Here is a 15897-nt window from a genome sequence, read left to right on the forward strand (position 1 = left end):
TGCCCGCCAAGGCCGCCATCAAGCAAGGACAACGCCATGGCACAGCATTCCCACGCCGGTCAGCCGGCCCGTTTAAGTGACCTGACCAACATCCCCCGTCTGGTCAGCGCCTACTACCTCAACAAGCCGGACATGAGCCGCCCCGAGCAGCGGGTGGCCTTCGGCACTTCCGGCCACCGTGGCAGCGCCCTGCACAACGCCTTTACCGAATCCCACATCCTGGCGGTGACCCAGGCACTGGTGGAGTATCGCCAGCAGGCAGGTATCACTGGCCCGCTGTTTGTCGGCATGGATACCCATGCCCTGTCCGAATCCGCCTTTGCCAGCGCAGTCGAAGTGCTGGCGGCCAACGGCGTCGAAACCCGCATTCAGGCTGGCCTCGGCTTTACCCCGACCCCTGTCATCTCTCACGCCATCTTGCGCTACAACTCTGGCAAAGAAGGGGCCAGCAAGCCTGCTGCCCGCGCTGACGGTGTGGTGATCACCCCGTCTCACAACCCGCCGGAAGATGGTGGCTTCAAGTACAACCCGCCCCACGGTGGCCCCGCGGAAGGGGAGATCACCAAGTGGGTGGAAGACCGTGCCAACGCCATTCTGGAAGCGGGTCTGGCCGGCGTGAAAAGGATGCCATTCGCCGAAGCCCTCAAGAGCCCGTTCGTGGTGGAGCACGACTATGTCACCCCTTATGTGGATGATCTGAAGAACGTGCTGGACATGGATGCCATCAAACAGGCGGGCATCAAGATCGGTGTCGATCCGCTGGGTGGCTCTGGCGTCGCCTACTGGGACGTCATCGCCAAGACCTATGGTCTGAATATCGAGGTGGTGAACTACAAGGTAGACCCCACCTTCTCCTTCATGACCCTGGATAAAGACGGCAAGATCCGGATGGACTGCTCCAGCCCGTTCGCCATGGCGAGCCTGATTGCGCTTAAAGACAAGTTCGACATCGCCCTTGGCAACGACCCGGACTACGACCGTCACGGCATCGTCACCAAATCCGGCCTGATGAACCCGAACCACTATCTGGCAGTGGCGATCCAGTATCTGTTTACCCATCGCACCGGCTGGTCTGCCGATGCTGCCGTCGGCAAGACGCTGGTCTCTTCTTCGATGATTGACCGGGTTGCCGGCGAGATTGGCCGCACCCTGAAAGAGGTGCCTGTCGGCTTCAAGTGGTTCGTGGATGGCCTCTACAGCGGCGAGTTCGGCTTTGGTGGCGAAGAGAGCGCGGGCGCCTCCTTCCTGCGCAAAGATGGTACCGTCTGGACCACCGACAAGGATGGCTTCATTCTGGCGCTGCTGGCGGCTGAAATTCTGGCGGTGACCGGCAAGGATCCCCAAGCCCATTACGACGCGCTGGAAGCCAAGTTTGGCCGCTCCTGCTACCGCCGCATCGACGCCCCGGCCAACAGTGCCCAGAAAGCGGTGCTCTCCAAGCTGGATCCGGCACTGGTGGAAGCCTCAACGCTCGCCGGTGAGCCCATCATTGCCAAGCTGACCCGAGCACCGGGCAACGATGCCGCCATCGGCGGCCTCAAGGTAGTGACCGAGAACGGGTGGTTCGCGGCGCGCCCCTCCGGCACCGAGTCCATCTACAAGATCTACATGGAGAGCTTCAAAGGCGAAGCACATCTGGATCTGATCCAGCAAGAGGCTCAGCAGATCGTCTCTGCGGCCTTGGCCAAGGCTGGCGTCTAAGCCTGCGTCAAGCCACTGAAAGCTAAATAAAAACTGATTTAAAACCAAAAGAGGAGCCGCAATGGCTCCTCTTTTTTTATTCCTCTTGGCCGAGGTTGTCTGCGCTCATGCCTTGTCGCACTGGACTGTGCTCGCCCTGCGGGCCTGCCAGCGTTTGAAGAAGGGCCGCGCCGGCAGCTTCATCAGGAAGAGGGAGAGCAGGATCACCCCTATGCCGAGCCACTGGCGACCATCCAGGATCTCTCCCACCATCAGCACCCCAAGTGACACCGCCATCATGGGATTGGTGAGGGCCAGCATGCCCATTACCTCGGGGCCGTGGTGCTTTAACCCCCACAGCCAGGCCCAGTAGCCCAGTGCGGTGTTAAGCAGGATAAGCCAGAGCAACCCCGGCGCACTCGCCGGACGGGGTAGCGGCATTGGGCCAGCCAGCCACCAGGCAAGCGGGATCAGCATTAAGCCCCCGAGCAGCAGTTGCCAGGCAGTCAGCGCCAGTAGATCGTTTACCGGCCAGCGTCGCATCCAGCGGCTGGATTGGCCGATGAGCAGGGTGGCCAACAGGGCGCACGTCACGCCGATAGGATCCAGATTGGCGGAGGGGTTGAGCAGCAGCAAGACCCCTACAAGTCCCATTAACCCCAGCAACAGCCACTTCAGGCTGGGTCGTGTGCCATCCTGCAGCCAGGCCAGCAGCATGAGCACCAGCGGCAGTGTGGCGCCGAGCGTGCCCGCTACGGCCCCCGGCAGCCGGAAGGCGGCCACGAACAACAAAGCGAAGAAGGCGGTGATGTTGCAAAACGCCAGCAGAAACTGCTTGCCCCAGGGCAGGGGGGGTAGGCGCGGGTGCAGCAACAGCAGTAGCAGCCCGGCGGGCAAGGCGCGCCACACCGCCACCCAGTAGGGGGAGTAGTCGGTCAGATAGAGGCTGACGACGGCATAGGTGCTGCCCCACAGCAGGGGAGCCAGCAGGGCGATCAGCAGAGGCATAATTTATCTCTTTGTGAAGTATCTTTAAGTAAAGATAATTTAGTCCCAAATTGGTTTAGTATCAAGTATCTCGATAAAAAGATAAGTGACCTGAGATGGACAGTGATCATGTAGACCTGCTGCTGGCCCAGTGGGCCCGGCAGAGACCGGATCTCGACTGCTCGCCCATGGGGGTGCTGGGTCGGGTGGCGCGTATGGCGGCGATCGCCGGCCGCGAGGTGAGCGAAGAGCTCAAGGAGTGCGGCCTGCTCGGCAGTGACTTCGATATTCTGGCAACCCTGCGCCGGGCCGGCGAGCCGCTGACGCCGACCGTGCTCTATCAATCCGCCATGTTGAGCTCGGGGGCCATGACGGCCCGGCTCGACAAGTTGGCCGAGCGGGGGCTGATAGAGCGGCAGGCGGCACCCAGCGACAGGCGCAGCCTGCTGGTCTGCCTGACTGAGGCGGGCAGGGTGCTTATCGACCGGGCGGTCGAGTTGCACGTGGCCAATGAGCGCCGTCTGCTGGCGCCACTGACCGAGGCCGAGCAGGTGCAGCTGGCGGCCCTGCTCAAGCGCTGGCTGTTGGAAAACGAATAATGAAACGGGCCCGCGGGCCCGTTTTTGTTGGCAATCTGGTGCCCGATTCAGTCACCGCCTCTGGCATCCTTCACCGCCAGCCCCAGCTGCCACACCGCCATGGCGTAGTGGGTGCTGTGGTTGTAGCGGGTGATGGTGTAGAAGTTGGGCAGGCCGTACCAGTATTGATAACCACTGCCTACGTCGAGGCGCAGCAGGCTCGATTCGCTGTGGTTGCCCAGGCTGCTGGTGGGGGTGAGCCCGGCGCGGCGCAGGGTGGGGACCGGGTAGCGGGTCTGGAAGCCGTGCTCATAGCCGGGCAGTTGGCCCTGACCACGTACCGCCACCGGCTGTCCCTTCTCCCAGCCATGGGCCTTGAAGTAGTTGGCCACGCTGCCGATGGCATCCACTGGATCCCACAGGTTGGTGTGGCCGTTGCCGTTGAAGTCCACCGCATAGCGTTGGAAGCTCGACGGCATGAACTGGCCATAGCCCATGGCACCGGCGTAGGAACCCTTGGGTTCGGTGGGATCCATCCCCTCATCCCGGGTCATCACCAGGAAGGACTCCAGCTCGCTGGTGAAGAACTCGGCCCGGCGCGGGTAGTCAAATGCCAGGGTCACCAGCGCATCCAGAATGCGAGTCTTGCCCATCACCCGGCCCCAGCGGGTCTCTACCCCGATAATGCCGACGATGATCTCGGGTGGTACGCCATAGAGCTGGTAGGCTCGGTTTAGTTCGCTTTCGTATTCGCGCCAGAAATTGACGCCGTTTTGCACGTTGTCGGGGGTGATGAACTTGGCGCGGTAGCGATTCCAGGCTCCAGTCGGACCCGTCGGCTTGGCGGTCGTCGGGGCCTGGGCATCCATCAGCCGGATGATCCAGTCAGAACGCTCCGCCTGTGCCAGTACCCTGTGCAGCTCGGCACTGTCGAAACCGTGCTTTTGCACCATGTGTTGCACGAACTTATCTACGCTGCTGCGATTGGCAACATCCCCCTGTCCGTAGACGGGGCGGCTCGGCGGCGTTTGATTGATGAAAGCGCTCTTGGGCTGGGGTGTGACCACGGGCTTGGCAGCCGGTGTGCTGCTGCAGCCGTAGAGCAGGGGAAACAGGGAAAGTGTGAGTACGGAGACAAGGCGACGCATAAGGTTCTCATGAGCCTGACAAAGAGTGCCGACATGGTAAAACATTGTCATCCGCGCGCAAGTGTTCCGTGCGCCTGACACGTCGCCAATGCATCGTGCGATGGATTAGCCCTGGGGGCCTGGGCGACTCAGCGCAGGGTGTGATAACCGCTCCAGAGCCGTGTCAGGGTGGTGATGAGGCAGAGCAGGGCAAAGCCATAGGCGAGGGTTGCAAAAGCCGCGGGCCAGAGGCACATCAGCACGAACAGCGCGATGGTCTCGCTCCCCTCGGTGAGCCCACCGAGATAGTAGAGGGACTTGTGGTGGTAGACGGGGTTTTCTATCCCCCGCCTGCCCGCCATGATGGCGAAGGCCAGAAAGCTTGAGCCCGTCCCCATGAAGGCGAACAGCAGGGTGGCGGCGGGCAGGGCGTTGGCGGGGGCGCTCAGGGCAAAACCCAGCACCACGGCGGCGTAGAAGATGAAATCGAGGGTGATGTCGAGAAAGCCGCCGCAGTCGGTGATGCCGGTTTCCCGTGCCACAGCGCCGTCGAGCCCGTCCAGCAGCCGGTTGCACAGGATGGCCGCGAGCGCCCACTGATAGCAACCAAAGGCCAGCAGCGGCAGCGCCAGCATGCCGACGGCAAAGCCGGTGAGGCTTATCTGGTTGGCGCTTATGCCTGCCCGGCACAGCGGTTTGGCCAGCTGGGTGAGGGGGCGGCGGATCATGGGAATAAGGTGGCGATCAAACAAGGTCGGGGTCCTCGGTTAGCAAACAAAGAGACGGTGTGAGATCGAGTATGGTGCCGGGGGCATCCTCCTCGTCATGGGTCACCAGGATGGCTGGGATGCCTTTGGCCTTGAGCCGCTCGAACACCAGGGTTCTGAACGCGGCGCGCAGCGGTTTGTCGAGGCGGGAGAAGGGCTCGTCCAGCAGCAGGGCTTGCGGTTCGGCCAGCAGCGCCCGCAGCAAGCTGACCCGTGCCCGCTGACCGCCGGAGAGCTGCTGCGGCAGCTTGTCAGCCTGATCCGCCAGCGCGACCTGTGCCAATGCGGTTAGCGCCTTTTCCCGCCGCGCGTTTTTTCCTTTGATAGCCGCAGGCATGCCGAACATCAGGTTCTCCGCCACCGTCAGGTGGTCAAACAGCAGGCCATCCTGAAACAGCATGCCAATGTGCCGCGCCTGGGGGGGCAAGGGGGTAAGCAGTCGCTCGTCGAGCCATATTTCCCCCTCCAGCCGGATGGGTCCCCTGGGGGGCAAGACCCCCGCCAGCGCCGCCAGCAGCGAGCTTTTGCCGCAACCGCTTGGCCCCATCAGGGTCAGCACCTCGCCCGGCGCCACCTGCAGTGCAGGCAGCGACAGCAGCAGGTTTTCATCGAGATAGAGGCGAAGGGGCGTGGTGTTTAGCATCGGCAAGTTCTCGTGTTCAGCGGGCGCCCTTGAGCGCCGGATTGAGCCGGGCCGGCAGCCAGAGCGCCAGCAGATAGATAACGAGCGGCAGCAGCAGTTGCAGCAGGCCGTAGAGGCCCGCCAGCCGCCGATTGAGGCCGCTGCCGATGGCCACCGCCTCAGTCGTGATGGTGACCACCCGGCCCGCGCCAAACAGCAGGGTCGGCAGATACTGGGCCAGACTCACCGCCGCCCCCACCGCCAGGGCAAACAGCAGCGGGCGGGCCAGCAGGGGCCCCTTCACTTGCCACCAGACACGCCAGGGGCGGGCACCCAGCGTCAGCGCGGCTTGCACAAGGCGCGGGTCGAACTGGCGGTAGGGACCGTGCAGGCAAAGGTAGACGTAGGGGAAGACAAACAGCAGCTGGCTCCAGAGCACCCAGCCCCAGCCGATGCTATGGGCGGTCCAGCGAAGGCTAAGCCAGTCGAGCCCCAGGCGGACGCCAAACAACAGGCTGGCCTGGGGCAGCAAGAGTGGCAGACAGATGAGCCAGAGCGGCCAGGGGCGGCGACCCTGTTGCGCCTCCAGGCTCAGCACAGCCATCACCAGTGCCAGCAGCCCGCTTGCCAGTGCCAGCAGGGCACTGTGGGTGAGCAGCGGTATCAGGCCCGGCAGCAGATCTTGCCAATGCTGGCCGCTCCACTGGCTTGGCAACAGGTCGGGGAAGGACCAACGCCGCGCCAGCGACCAGAGCAGCAGCGCCCCCAGCACCGCCAGATTGACCGCGATCAGGACAAATACGCTGCCGCTGGCCAGGTTGGCGGCCAGCAGGCCAGGCTCGGTCCGGCGGCCATCGAGCCAGATGTGCTTGCCGATAGTCGTGTGGCACCACTCCAGCAGCCGCACACCGGCGAGCAGCAGCAGGCTGAGGGCGAGCAGCAAGAGGGCTCCGCTGGCGGTGGCGCCACGCCAGACGAGATCCGGATCCTGATACCAGAGCCACAATCTGACCGCCAGCGGGGCGGGGGCATCGGGCCCCAGCAGCTGGGCCAGATCCACCACGGCCACCCCGTAGGCGGCCACCGCATAGAGGGGCAGGCGCAGGGCGGGCCAGAGCGCTGGCAGCCGCAGGCGCCACCAGATCTGCGGTGCGCTGAATCCCATGCTGGCACCGAGCCACTGCTGGCGAGCCAGCTTGGCGGGATCCAGTGCGGCCAGCGCCATCAGCAGCAGAAAGGGTGTTTCTTTCAGGATCAGGGCGAGGATCAGCCCAAGGCCCAGCGGATCTTTGATTGTCTGCCAGTCTGGGGGAAACTCAACGCCAGTGAGTGCTGGCGAGATGAGGCGCAACAGCCAGCCGGAGGGGGCGAGCAGAAAGGCCAAACCGATGGCAAAGGCGACGTGGGGCAGTGCCAGCAGGGGAGAGAGCAAGCGCTGCAGCAGCGCAAAGGCCCGGCTCTGTGCTCCCTGCTGGCCGCTGTGTGCCAGCAGCAGTGCCGTCAGCAGCAGGCTGCCCAGGGTCGAGGCGGCGCCAATCCAGAGGCTCAGGGCAGCCGAGTGCCAGAGGCCGGGCTGGGCCAGCAGCAGCTGAAGGTGCGGGGGGGCCATCCCTTCGGCCAGCAACAACCCGATTCCCCCCAGCACAGGGACGGCCAGCAGGGCGGCGCAGCCAGCGCCAAAAAACGGGCGCCAGTTGGATAGGATGGGACCGGCCAGGATCATCAGTGAGCGTAGCGCTCGGCCCAGGCCGCTTCGAGTCGCAGCTGCCAGCTGGGATGGGGTTCGCCCACTGCCTTGAAGCGCAGCGCAGACGCCTGTTTGGCCGAGACCGGCAGGGCGCTGGCTTGCAGCACGCTGGGATCGCCCCAGAAAGCGGGCTCGGCCTTGCGTACCTGGGCCACCGGGCTCAGCAGGAAGTTGGCCACCACCTTGGCGCCGGCCCGGGCGCTGGCGTTGAAGGGGATGGCGAGGAAGTGGCTGTTGGTCAGCGCCCCCTTCTCCATGGCGACGGCCACCACATTGGGGGGCAGGGTGCCGTTTTGTACCGCGCTCTGGGCCTCTTGGGGGTTGAAGCTGATGGCCATGGCGAGCTCACCATCATCGAGCAACTGGCGGGTCTCGGCGGCGCTGGCGGGGAACAACTTGCCCTTGCGCCAGAGTGCCGGGTGCAACTCATCGAGCCAAGACCAGAGCGGGGCGGTCACTTGGGCAAACTCTGCATCGGTCGCCTCCCGATAGAGGGGGGCAGGGGCGGGCGTCAACTCCAGCAGGATCTGCTTGAGAAAGCTTGCGCCATGAAACTGGGGTGGCTTGGGATAGGTGAAGCGACCGGGATGTTCCTTGACCCAGGTGAGCAGGGCGGTTGCCGAGGTGGGCGGGGTGTCCACCTCGTCCCGATTGACCATGAGGTTGAGCTGGCCTATGCCCCAGGGCGCCTCCAGCCCGTCGACCGGCACAGTGAAGTCCTCACTCACCGGCAGCGTCGTGTCCACCAGCGCCATATTGGGCAGATCCTGGGTAAAGGGGGCACCCAAGAGGCTCTGCTCCTTGAGCGCCTTGAAGTTCTCGCCGTTGACCCAGAGCAGATCGATGGGGCCGCCTGTGTGCTTACCTGCCTGTTTGTTGGCCAGCAACTGGCTGACGCTCTGGGCTATGTCATCCACCTTCACCTGCACCAGCTTGACCTGATACTGACGCTCAAGCTCCTGGCCGGCCCATATCAGATAGGCGTTGATCTCCGGGCTGCCGCCCCAGGCGTTGAAGTAGACGGTCTGCCCTTTCGCCTCCTCAAGGGTCCGTTGCCAGTTGTCATCGGGATTTGCTAACAGCGGGCCGCTGGCCAGCAGGGGCAGGGCGCACAACAGGGATTTGAGCAAGGGCAGAGTCTTGAGCATGTGAGTTACCTTGGGCAAAGGGTCAGGCGCCACGGCGCCAGCTATGATATCGGGCCAGCAGGGCCAGCACCCGGGTGGGCTGGTGAGCCCGCTTCCACTCACCGGCCACGTACTTGTTCCCCTCCATCAGGGTAGGATAAGCGTGTATGGTGGCGAGGATCTTGCCAAGCCCCAGCTGGTGGCGCATGGCGAGCACGAATTCGGCGATCCGCTCGCCGGCGTGAGTGCCCACTATGGTGGCGCCCAGGATCTTCTCCTTGCCGGGCACGGTGAGCACCTCGATAAAGCCATGGCGCTCACCGTCGGCAATGGCGCGATCCAGCTCGGCCAGCTCGAAGCGGGTCGTCTCGAAGGGGATACTCTCTGCTTCTGCTTCCTTGCGGTTGAGGCCGACCCGGGCGATTTCCGGCGTGGTGTAGGTGGCCGCCGGAATGACTCGATAGTCGGCCCGAAAGCGCTTGAACTGGCCGAACAGGGCATTAACAGCGGCATACCAGGCCTGATGGGCGGCAACGTGGGTGAACTGGTAGGGACCTGCCACGTCCCCCACCGCCAAAATGCTGGGGTAGTTGGTGGCGAGAAAACCATCGACGGCAACCGTGCCACGGGGTGCCAGTTCCACCCCTAGCGCCTCCAGCCCGAAGCCACTCACATTGGCAACCCGTCCCAGTGCCAGCAGCAGTTGATCTCCCTCAATCACTTGCACGTCATCGCCTCGGCGCAGTTGCAGTCGAATGGGCAGCGGCGTGTCTTGCGCCTCTGCGGATGGCAGATAGTCGACCCGCTCGGTGCGCCAGCCGGTGAGCACAGTGACACCGTCACGGGCCAGCTGTGATTGCAGCGCGTCGGCCACCTCCCGCTCTTCACGTGGCAGCAGTTGATTGGCCAGCTCCACTTGCGTGACCGGGATGCCGAGCAGGGCAAAGCTCTGGGCCAGCTCACAGCCGATGGGGCCGCCACCAAGCACCAGCAAACGGCGCGGCGGGGTGCGCAGCTGCCAGAGGCTATCCGAGGTGAGATAAGGCACGTCGGCCAATCCGGGGAGATCCGGCACAAACGGTCTGGCGCCGGTGGCGATGACGATATGGCGGCTGGTAAGGCGCTGGCCGTTCACTTCCACCTCCCAGGGGGAGATCAGTCGCGCCTCCCCTTCGATACACTCCACCCCAAGCCCTTCATAGCGTTCTACCGAGTCGTGGGGCTCGACCTCCTTGATGACCGTCGCCACCCGCTCCATCACAGCGGCAAAATCGGCGCAGGATTGGCTTGGGCTAAAGCCCAGCGCTTCGGCCTTGCGCTGCTCGGCGGCAAAGCGGGCGCTGCGGGTCAGCGCCTTGGAGGGGACGCAGCCGCTGTTGAGGCAATCGCCCCCCATCTTGTGTTTCTCGACAAGCGCCACCTTGGCCTTCACTGCTGCGGCGATATAGCTGGTGACCAGCCCACCGGCACCGGCGCCGACTACCAGCAGGTTGTAGTCATAACGGGCGGGCTTTCGATAGGGGGCGTGCAGGCGGCGCAGGGCAAGCTGTTGTATGGCGCGCTTGATCAAGAAGGGCATCAGCCCCAGCAGGGTCAGCGCCACTATCAGGCCGGGGGAGAGAATGTTGCCCGTGCTGGTTAATTGGCCAAGCTCGCTCCCCGCCAGCACATAGACGAAGGTGCCGGGCAGCATGCCAAGCTGGCTCACCCAGTAGTAGGTACTGACTCTGATGGGGGTGAGCCCCATCAGCAGGTTGACCAGAAAGAAGGGGAAGAGGGGGATAAGGCGCAGGCTCAGCAGGTAGAAGGCGCCGTCCTTCTCCATCCCGGCCTGGAAGGTGGCCAGCTTGTCGCCAAAGCGGGCCGTGACCCAGTCGCGCAGCAGGAAGCGGGCGCTGAGAAAGGCCAGGGTGGCGCCAATGGTGCTGGCAAAGGAGACCAGCAGCAGCCCCCAGCCGATCCCGAACACTGCGCTGCCGCCCAGGGTGAGCAGGCTGGCGCCGGGTAGGGAGAGGGCGGTGCTCAGCACATAGATGCTCACAAACAGCAGGCAGGCGGCGACAAAATGGCTGTCGACCCATTGCGCCAGTGCGGCCTGCTGGGCTTGCAAGGCGCCCAGACTGAGATAGCGGCCAAGATCGAGGGCAAAGAAGGCGCCGATGAGGCACCCCATCACCAACAGAAGCAGCAGGCGGGCCCGGTTCATCAGGCGTCCTTGCTGTCAGTCTGGGCGGGACGCTCGGGTTGCACCGGCAACTGGCAGAAGCCCTGCGGTGCGATATCGAGGGCGGCGTTGAACTTGGCCGACATGTTCTGGAAGGCGATAAGGCCGGTCAGCTCCACCATGGCGTCGTCATCGAACCAGGGCTTGAGGCGGGCCGCCTGTTCATCGCTGACCCCATCCAGCCCTGTCATGGCTTCGGTGTAGTCGAGCACCGCCTTTTCCCGCTCGTCGAACAGGGGGTTGTTGCGCCAGTGGGCCAGCGCCTCCACCTTCTCGCTGGAACCGGCCCGCTTGATGAGGGTCATGGCGTTGATGTCGACGCAGAAGCGGCACCAGTTGAGCTGGGAGACCCGCACCGTCACCAGGGAGCGCAGCACGGGGTCGATGGGGGAGCGCCTGCGGTTGATGACGCCGTAGAGGGTGGCCACGGCGGCAAACAGCCGTGGCGAGCGGCCCCAACATTTGCCCGGGATCAGCACCTGGCCGTAGTTGCGTTTTTGCAGCCAGAAAAAGGGGCGGATAAACCAGGCATATTCCCGATCGGGTTTGACCTCAACGCGCATGTTATTCCTCTTTTTTGTTCTGCATCTTGGGTTTGTAGGCCCCCCCCAGCCGCTCATTGAGCCGGATCAGAAACACCTCGATCCGTGCCCGGTTGGTACCCAGATCGCTGCGTCCCTGGCGGGAGGCCGAACGCATGTCGATGCGGGTCTCCTTGGGGCCGGCAAAGACCCGCAGCGCCACATCGTCCTGAAAGCCGAACCAGCCGGTGGTGGCCACTGCATCGAGGCCGTCCGGGCTCGGTCGCACCTGCCAGCCCAGTTGTATCATCAGCGCGTGGGCCTCCGTGATCGCCTCGACCGGGGAGGCGCTGGTATAGAGAGGACCGGGTTTGCCCTCAAACGCGTTCAAGGGTGCCGAATTGATGGGCAGATCCTGCGCCGTTCTCAGCTCGGCGGCCCAGCGCAGGGGGGGGGGATTATAGGGATCCGTGCTGACATCGTTGAGCAGCGGCATACGCAGTGCCTGCACCAGGAACAGCAGGGGCAGCAGCAGCGGGGTGATCCCCCAGAGGCTCGGCACCTTATGCCGGCTCCAGGGCAGGCGTACCAGTAACAGGAGCGATATCAGTGCACCGAGCAGACAGATGGCGAACCCCAGCCACCAGGGCCAGAGGTGAGAGCGGCTGCCGAGGGCGCCAGCGAGGGGCAGCAACCAGGCCAGCAGGGGCCACCACAAATAACTGGGCATAACGGGGAACCACTGGTTATGATGGACAAGTACCCTGAAGGATAAACTTAATTGACTGATAACGTTAGTAAATTTATCTCAGTCCTGCTGCTTTTCCCAAGCGCTTCGCTGTGGGCTGACACAGCCGTGCTGGCGGCGGGGGACATGTGGCGCGCCGAGATCGTCTATGAGGCCATGCCTGGGGTGTCGCGGGTCGAACCCGGCTATGCCACACCCTTGCCGCAGGGAACCACGCCGGCACAGGAGCTGGCGCGGCGCCAGGCAGTGCGCATCGATTACGATCCGGTCCTGGTGGGTTATGGGGATCTGCTTAATGTCTTCTGGCAACTGGTGGATGGGCACGATGGTGGCGGGCAATATTGCAATCGCGGCCAGGAATTTGTCCCGACCCTGTTGCCCAGAGATGACTATCAGTGGCGTCTGGCGCAGGTGAGCCTGACGCGTTGGCAAGCGCTGCATGGTCGCGCGAGCCGGGTATCGCTCTGGCCGGATAGCCAATTCACGCCCGCACCCGAGATGGAGGACTGGGCGCAGCGCCATCCCTGGCGCTTTGGTGTTTATGCCCGCCGTTGCGGCGGCTGGCCCGTGGCATTGACACCCCAACCCTGAGCCATCAGTTGCGGTAAAGCACCTTGATGAGGTGGAAGCCAAACTTGGTGCGTACCGGGCCGAGTACGGTCAGCAGTTCGCCCTTGAACACGGCATCGTCAAACGGCTTGACCATGTCGCCCTTCGAAAACTCCCCCAGATCCCCCGAGCGTTTGGACGAGGCACAGGTGGAAAAACGCTTGGCCATCTGACCAAAGTCGGCTCCCTTGGCAAGTTTTTCCTTGATCTCCAGACACTGCTTCTCTGTCTTGACCAGGATGTGCTGGGCACAGGCTTTCTTCATATTGGCGCTCCTCGGCGGCGGGCAAATCGGGGCGCAAGATTACTCCAATTCCCGCCGCGCGTCAGCCGTCATGCAGGGATTAACTGCGGGTGTGGGCGCCGATGCTGGCTCTTGGACGCGATTGCCACAGGATCTCCAACCCCAGCAGGGCATGCAGGCTCCAGATGGCCAAGGGGTTGAGCCAGTCGCCCCCCAGTTGCAAGGTGGCCAGGGCGCAGCTTGCCAGCAAGAGGGTGATGCCCGGCAGACGCCAGTGCACCGGCAGTGGCGCCAGTATGGCGATGCCCAGCAGGATGGCGAGCCCGAACGGCAGGTTGAGGGCGGTGAAGGCCAGTGCCTGCTGGCCGTTCATGCCGGTCAGCAGGGCCACCAGGGCGCTGCAGCAGGCGAGAAAGGTGATGAATTCGAGTCGGTCCGCAATATAGTCAGCCATCTGTTCACTACGTGCAGGCATGATGTGTTTCCTTCGGTTAAGAGCGCCGGGGCGACGGGACCCTGGACTCATGACGCCGGTGCGGGCGATGTGTTGTCTTCGGTAGATGAACCCAGTGTGGGCGAGACAAGGAGCCGGGGGGAGCGGGATAAATCGATTGAGGTGAACGAGGCTTTGATTGTTCAGATTCAACCAGTTGATTTTTATTATCTAAAGTAAGCCTTGGTTCAAGGAGGAAGGCAGGGCTCAGGGGGGAGGTAGCGGGCTGGCCGTCGTCATCTTGACCACTTGCCGACAGTTGATGTCGCGTCGGCGAGGGGGTGTTGCTGCAAGGGAGATGCGAGACAAACCGCCGCTTGTGATGCATCTTATGGCTTGATAGCTGAGGAATGGCCTTTTTTTGCCCACAATGGCATCAGTCTGTGGCTCTGGCGGGAAGAAAGTGGGCAAGCCGAGTGACAAAGGCTTCAATACTATGGTGAATTTCGATGCCGCTTCGCTCTGATGTTGCGCTGGGGATATGCTAGGATGAGGCGCGCTTGCCATCGAATGAGCCTCATATGCATTCTGACTCTTGCATTATTTTAATCATGTTTTTCGGGGAAATTGACGTTTGACAGGATGCAATCCGCCCCTGCCAGCAGGGATCTCATCGCCCGGACGGGTTTTCCGTCGCAGGCTCCGCGCACTGGGCCTGAGTCTCTGTTTGCTGCTGTTCGTCACCCCGGCCATGGCGGCCAAACTCACCTATCAGGTCAAGGGGCTGAGAGGGGAGACCAAGGATAACGTCGAAGCCTTCCTCAATGCGCTGCCCGTCTTTCAAGAGCGCCAATTCCGTACGGCCCGCCCCAAGATCACCGAGAGTGTGCAACAAGCCCTGCAGGTCTTTGGCTACTATCAGCCCAAGATCACCTTGAGCCGTTACAAAAATGCCCCCGCCAGGGTGGTGATCGAGGTGGATGCAGGCAAGCCTGTCATCATCTCCCGCCTCGACATACTGCTGGAAGGGGATGCGGGCAGCGACGACATCTTCAGTGCGCTGCTGGACAAGCTGCCCCTGCAGGAGGGAGATCCCCTCCACCACGGCAAATACGAATCCATCAAGGCCGATCTCGGCAGCCTGGGTCTGGCCCGCGGCTACTTCGACGCCAAGATCAGCAAGAGTCAGGTCAAGGTGTTCCCGGATCAGGGCACGGCCGAGATCTACATACTGTTTCGCTCCGGCCAGCGCTATCACTTTGGCGAGATCCACTACGACGCCACGCCCGAGGCGCTGCGCCTCATTCGGCCGCTCGTCAACATCAAGAGCGGCGACCCCTATCTGGCGATCCTGCTGGCCGAGATGTCGCAGGATATCTCCTCCACCAGGATGTTCAAGGAGGTAGATATCAGGCCCATGGTCAGCCAGGCGGAGGGCAACCGGGTGCCGGTGCAGGTGACGCTCTCCAACCGGGTCGACCACGAAATAGAAACGGGTATCGGCTTTGCCACCGACGTGGGGCCGCGTATTAGCGCCACGTGGGAGAAGCCCTGGGTCAACAGCTACGGTCACCGTCTCAACGCCACCGCCAAGGTCTCGCAACCCGAGGCCGAGCTTAGCTTCGATTACCAGATCCCGGTGGGCAACCCACTGCGGAACTACTACTCGCTGCAGGCGGGTTATCAATACAAGGACAACAACGATACCCGCTCCGACCTGACCACCCTCAGCGTGCGCCGCTGGACGCGGCAGCCGGAGAGCTGGGACCGAAACGTCTTCATCCGGCTCGAAAACGAGGTCTTTACCCAGGGTGCTGACGAGGGGAACAGCTTGCTGCTGATCCCCGGTGTCTCCTGGTCGCGGTTGCGGATGCGCGGTGGTCTGGTGCCTGACTGGGGCGATCGCCAGCAGCTGACTCTGGAGTTTTCCGATCCCTACTGGGGCTCCGATATCAGCTTCGTGCGGGTGTGGGGGCGCAGCAGGTGGCTGCGCTCCCTGGGAGAGGATCACCGCTTCCTGCTACGGGCTGAGCAGGGCGCCATCATAGGGGACAGCTTCTCGCTGGTGCCGCCGTCACTGCGCTTCTTCACCGGTGGTGACCAGACGGTGCGTGGCTATGGCTACGAGACCATCTCGCCGCGCGGCAGCGACGGCAAGTTGCTGGGGGGCCGTTACGTGAGCGTTGCCAGTGCCGAATACAGCTACCGCTTCAGTGACAGATGGCTCGGCGCCCTGTTCGTGGATGGCGGGACGGCCACGGTCGATTACAGCGAGGCTTGGAAGATAGGCCCGGGTGTCGGCGTGCGTTGGGTCACCCCCATAGGTCAGGTCAGGCTCGATCTGGCGGTGGCCATTACCGAGGATGACAAGCCGCTGCGGCTCCATTTCGCGTTGGGGCCTGAACTATGATCCGGTTTAAACGCACCCATCTTCCTCTTTGTTCTCTTTCTTGGCCGCTGCGGCTGCATGTTTCGCGGGGGCC

At 63.2% G+C, this 15897-nt stretch carries 15 protein-coding genes; 4 read left to right on the forward strand and 11 right to left on the reverse strand.

Going from position 1 to position 15897, the window contains the following annotated elements:
• Positions 1-36 precede the first annotated feature (36 nt).
• Positions 37-1701 carry a phosphoglucomutase (alpha-D-glucose-1,6-bisphosphate-dependent) gene (gene pgm / locus WJM78_RS06515; protein WP_108535774.1) on the forward strand — a complete coding sequence of 555 codons (1665 nt, stop codon included), beginning with the start codon at positions 37-39 and terminating at the stop codon, positions 1699-1701.
• 105 nt (positions 1702-1806) lie between these two features.
• Here the strand turns inward: pgm and WJM78_RS06520 are convergent, their stop codons facing one another.
• Entirely contained in the window at positions 1807-2688 is an 882-nt protein-coding gene (locus WJM78_RS06520) for a DMT family transporter (RefSeq protein WP_108535773.1), read from the reverse strand.
• A 95-nt stretch (positions 2689-2783) separates the two neighbouring features.
• On the opposite strand from WJM78_RS06520, the gene WJM78_RS06525 reads away from it, so the two are divergent.
• On the forward strand, positions 2784-3266 hold the full coding sequence (locus WJM78_RS06525; RefSeq protein ID WP_042036914.1) for a MarR family winged helix-turn-helix transcriptional regulator: 483 nt from the start codon (positions 2784-2786) through the stop codon (positions 3264-3266).
• Between the two features lie 47 nt (positions 3267-3313).
• Here the strand turns inward: WJM78_RS06525 and mltB are convergent, their stop codons facing one another.
• The 8 genes from mltB to WJM78_RS06565 form a co-directional block, all read right to left on the reverse strand.
• A complete protein-coding gene (gene mltB / locus WJM78_RS06530) occupies positions 3314-4393 on the reverse strand; it encodes a lytic murein transglycosylase B (RefSeq protein ID WP_275929817.1) in 1080 nt (359 codons plus the stop codon).
• A 128-nt stretch (positions 4394-4521) separates the two neighbouring features.
• Positions 4522-5124 (reverse strand): CDP-alcohol phosphatidyltransferase family protein, encoded by a 603-nt coding sequence (locus WJM78_RS06535; RefSeq protein WP_339014558.1) that lies wholly within the window; start codon positions 5122-5124, stop codon positions 4522-4524.
• Positions 5117-5782, reverse strand: coding sequence for an ATP-binding cassette domain-containing protein (locus tag WJM78_RS06540; RefSeq protein ID WP_339014560.1), 666 nt, complete (start codon positions 5780-5782; stop codon positions 5117-5119). The genes WJM78_RS06535 and WJM78_RS06540 overlap by 8 nt, the downstream gene beginning before the upstream one ends.
• 16 nt (positions 5783-5798) lie before the next feature.
• Positions 5799-7484: an ABC transporter permease gene (locus tag WJM78_RS06545; protein ID WP_339014563.1), complete on the reverse strand. Its 1686-nt coding sequence runs from the start codon at positions 7482-7484 to the stop codon at positions 5799-5801.
• Positions 7484-8656, reverse strand: coding sequence for an ABC transporter substrate-binding protein (locus WJM78_RS06550; RefSeq protein WP_339014566.1), 1173 nt, complete (start codon positions 8654-8656; stop codon positions 7484-7486). The genes WJM78_RS06545 and WJM78_RS06550 overlap by 1 nt, the downstream gene beginning before the upstream one ends.
• Positions 8657-8678: 22 nt before the next feature.
• Entirely contained in the window at positions 8679-10841 is a 2163-nt protein-coding gene (locus WJM78_RS06555; protein ID WP_339014568.1) for an FAD-dependent oxidoreductase, read from the reverse strand.
• Positions 10841-11422: a carboxymuconolactone decarboxylase family protein gene (locus WJM78_RS06560; protein WP_212512437.1), complete on the reverse strand. Its 582-nt coding sequence runs from the start codon at positions 11420-11422 to the stop codon at positions 10841-10843. Before WJM78_RS06560 ends, WJM78_RS06555 begins: the two co-directional genes overlap by 1 nt.
• A gap of 1 nt (position 11423) precedes the next feature.
• Positions 11424-12110, reverse strand: coding sequence for a DUF1499 domain-containing protein (locus WJM78_RS06565; RefSeq protein ID WP_212512436.1), 687 nt, complete (start codon positions 12108-12110; stop codon positions 11424-11426).
• Between the two features lie 51 nt (positions 12111-12161).
• Here WJM78_RS06565 and WJM78_RS06570 point away from each other — a divergent pair, with 51 nt between their 5' ends.
• On the forward strand, positions 12162-12719 hold the full coding sequence (locus WJM78_RS06570; protein ID WP_339014571.1) for a peptide-methionine (S)-S-oxide reductase: 558 nt from the start codon (positions 12162-12164) through the stop codon (positions 12717-12719).
• 4 nt (positions 12720-12723) lie between these two features.
• On the opposite strand, the gene WJM78_RS06575 is transcribed toward WJM78_RS06570, so the two are convergent.
• Entirely contained in the window at positions 12724-13002 is a 279-nt protein-coding gene (locus WJM78_RS06575; RefSeq protein ID WP_005309750.1) for a peptidylprolyl isomerase, read from the reverse strand.
• Positions 13003-13081: 79 nt separating this feature from the next.
• Positions 13082-13456 carry a hypothetical protein gene (locus WJM78_RS06580; protein ID WP_339014574.1) on the reverse strand — a complete coding sequence of 125 codons (375 nt, stop codon included), beginning with the start codon at positions 13454-13456 and terminating at the stop codon, positions 13082-13084.
• 592 nt (positions 13457-14048) lie between these two features.
• On the opposite strand from WJM78_RS06580, the gene WJM78_RS06585 reads away from it, so the two are divergent.
• Entirely contained in the window at positions 14049-15824 is a 1776-nt protein-coding gene (locus tag WJM78_RS06585) for an autotransporter assembly complex family protein (RefSeq protein ID WP_339014576.1), read from the forward strand.
• Positions 15825-15897 lie beyond the last annotated feature (73 nt).

The organism is Aeromonas popoffii (assembly GCF_037818705.1).
GTDB lineage: Bacteria > Pseudomonadota > Gammaproteobacteria > Enterobacterales > Aeromonadaceae > Aeromonas > Aeromonas popoffii.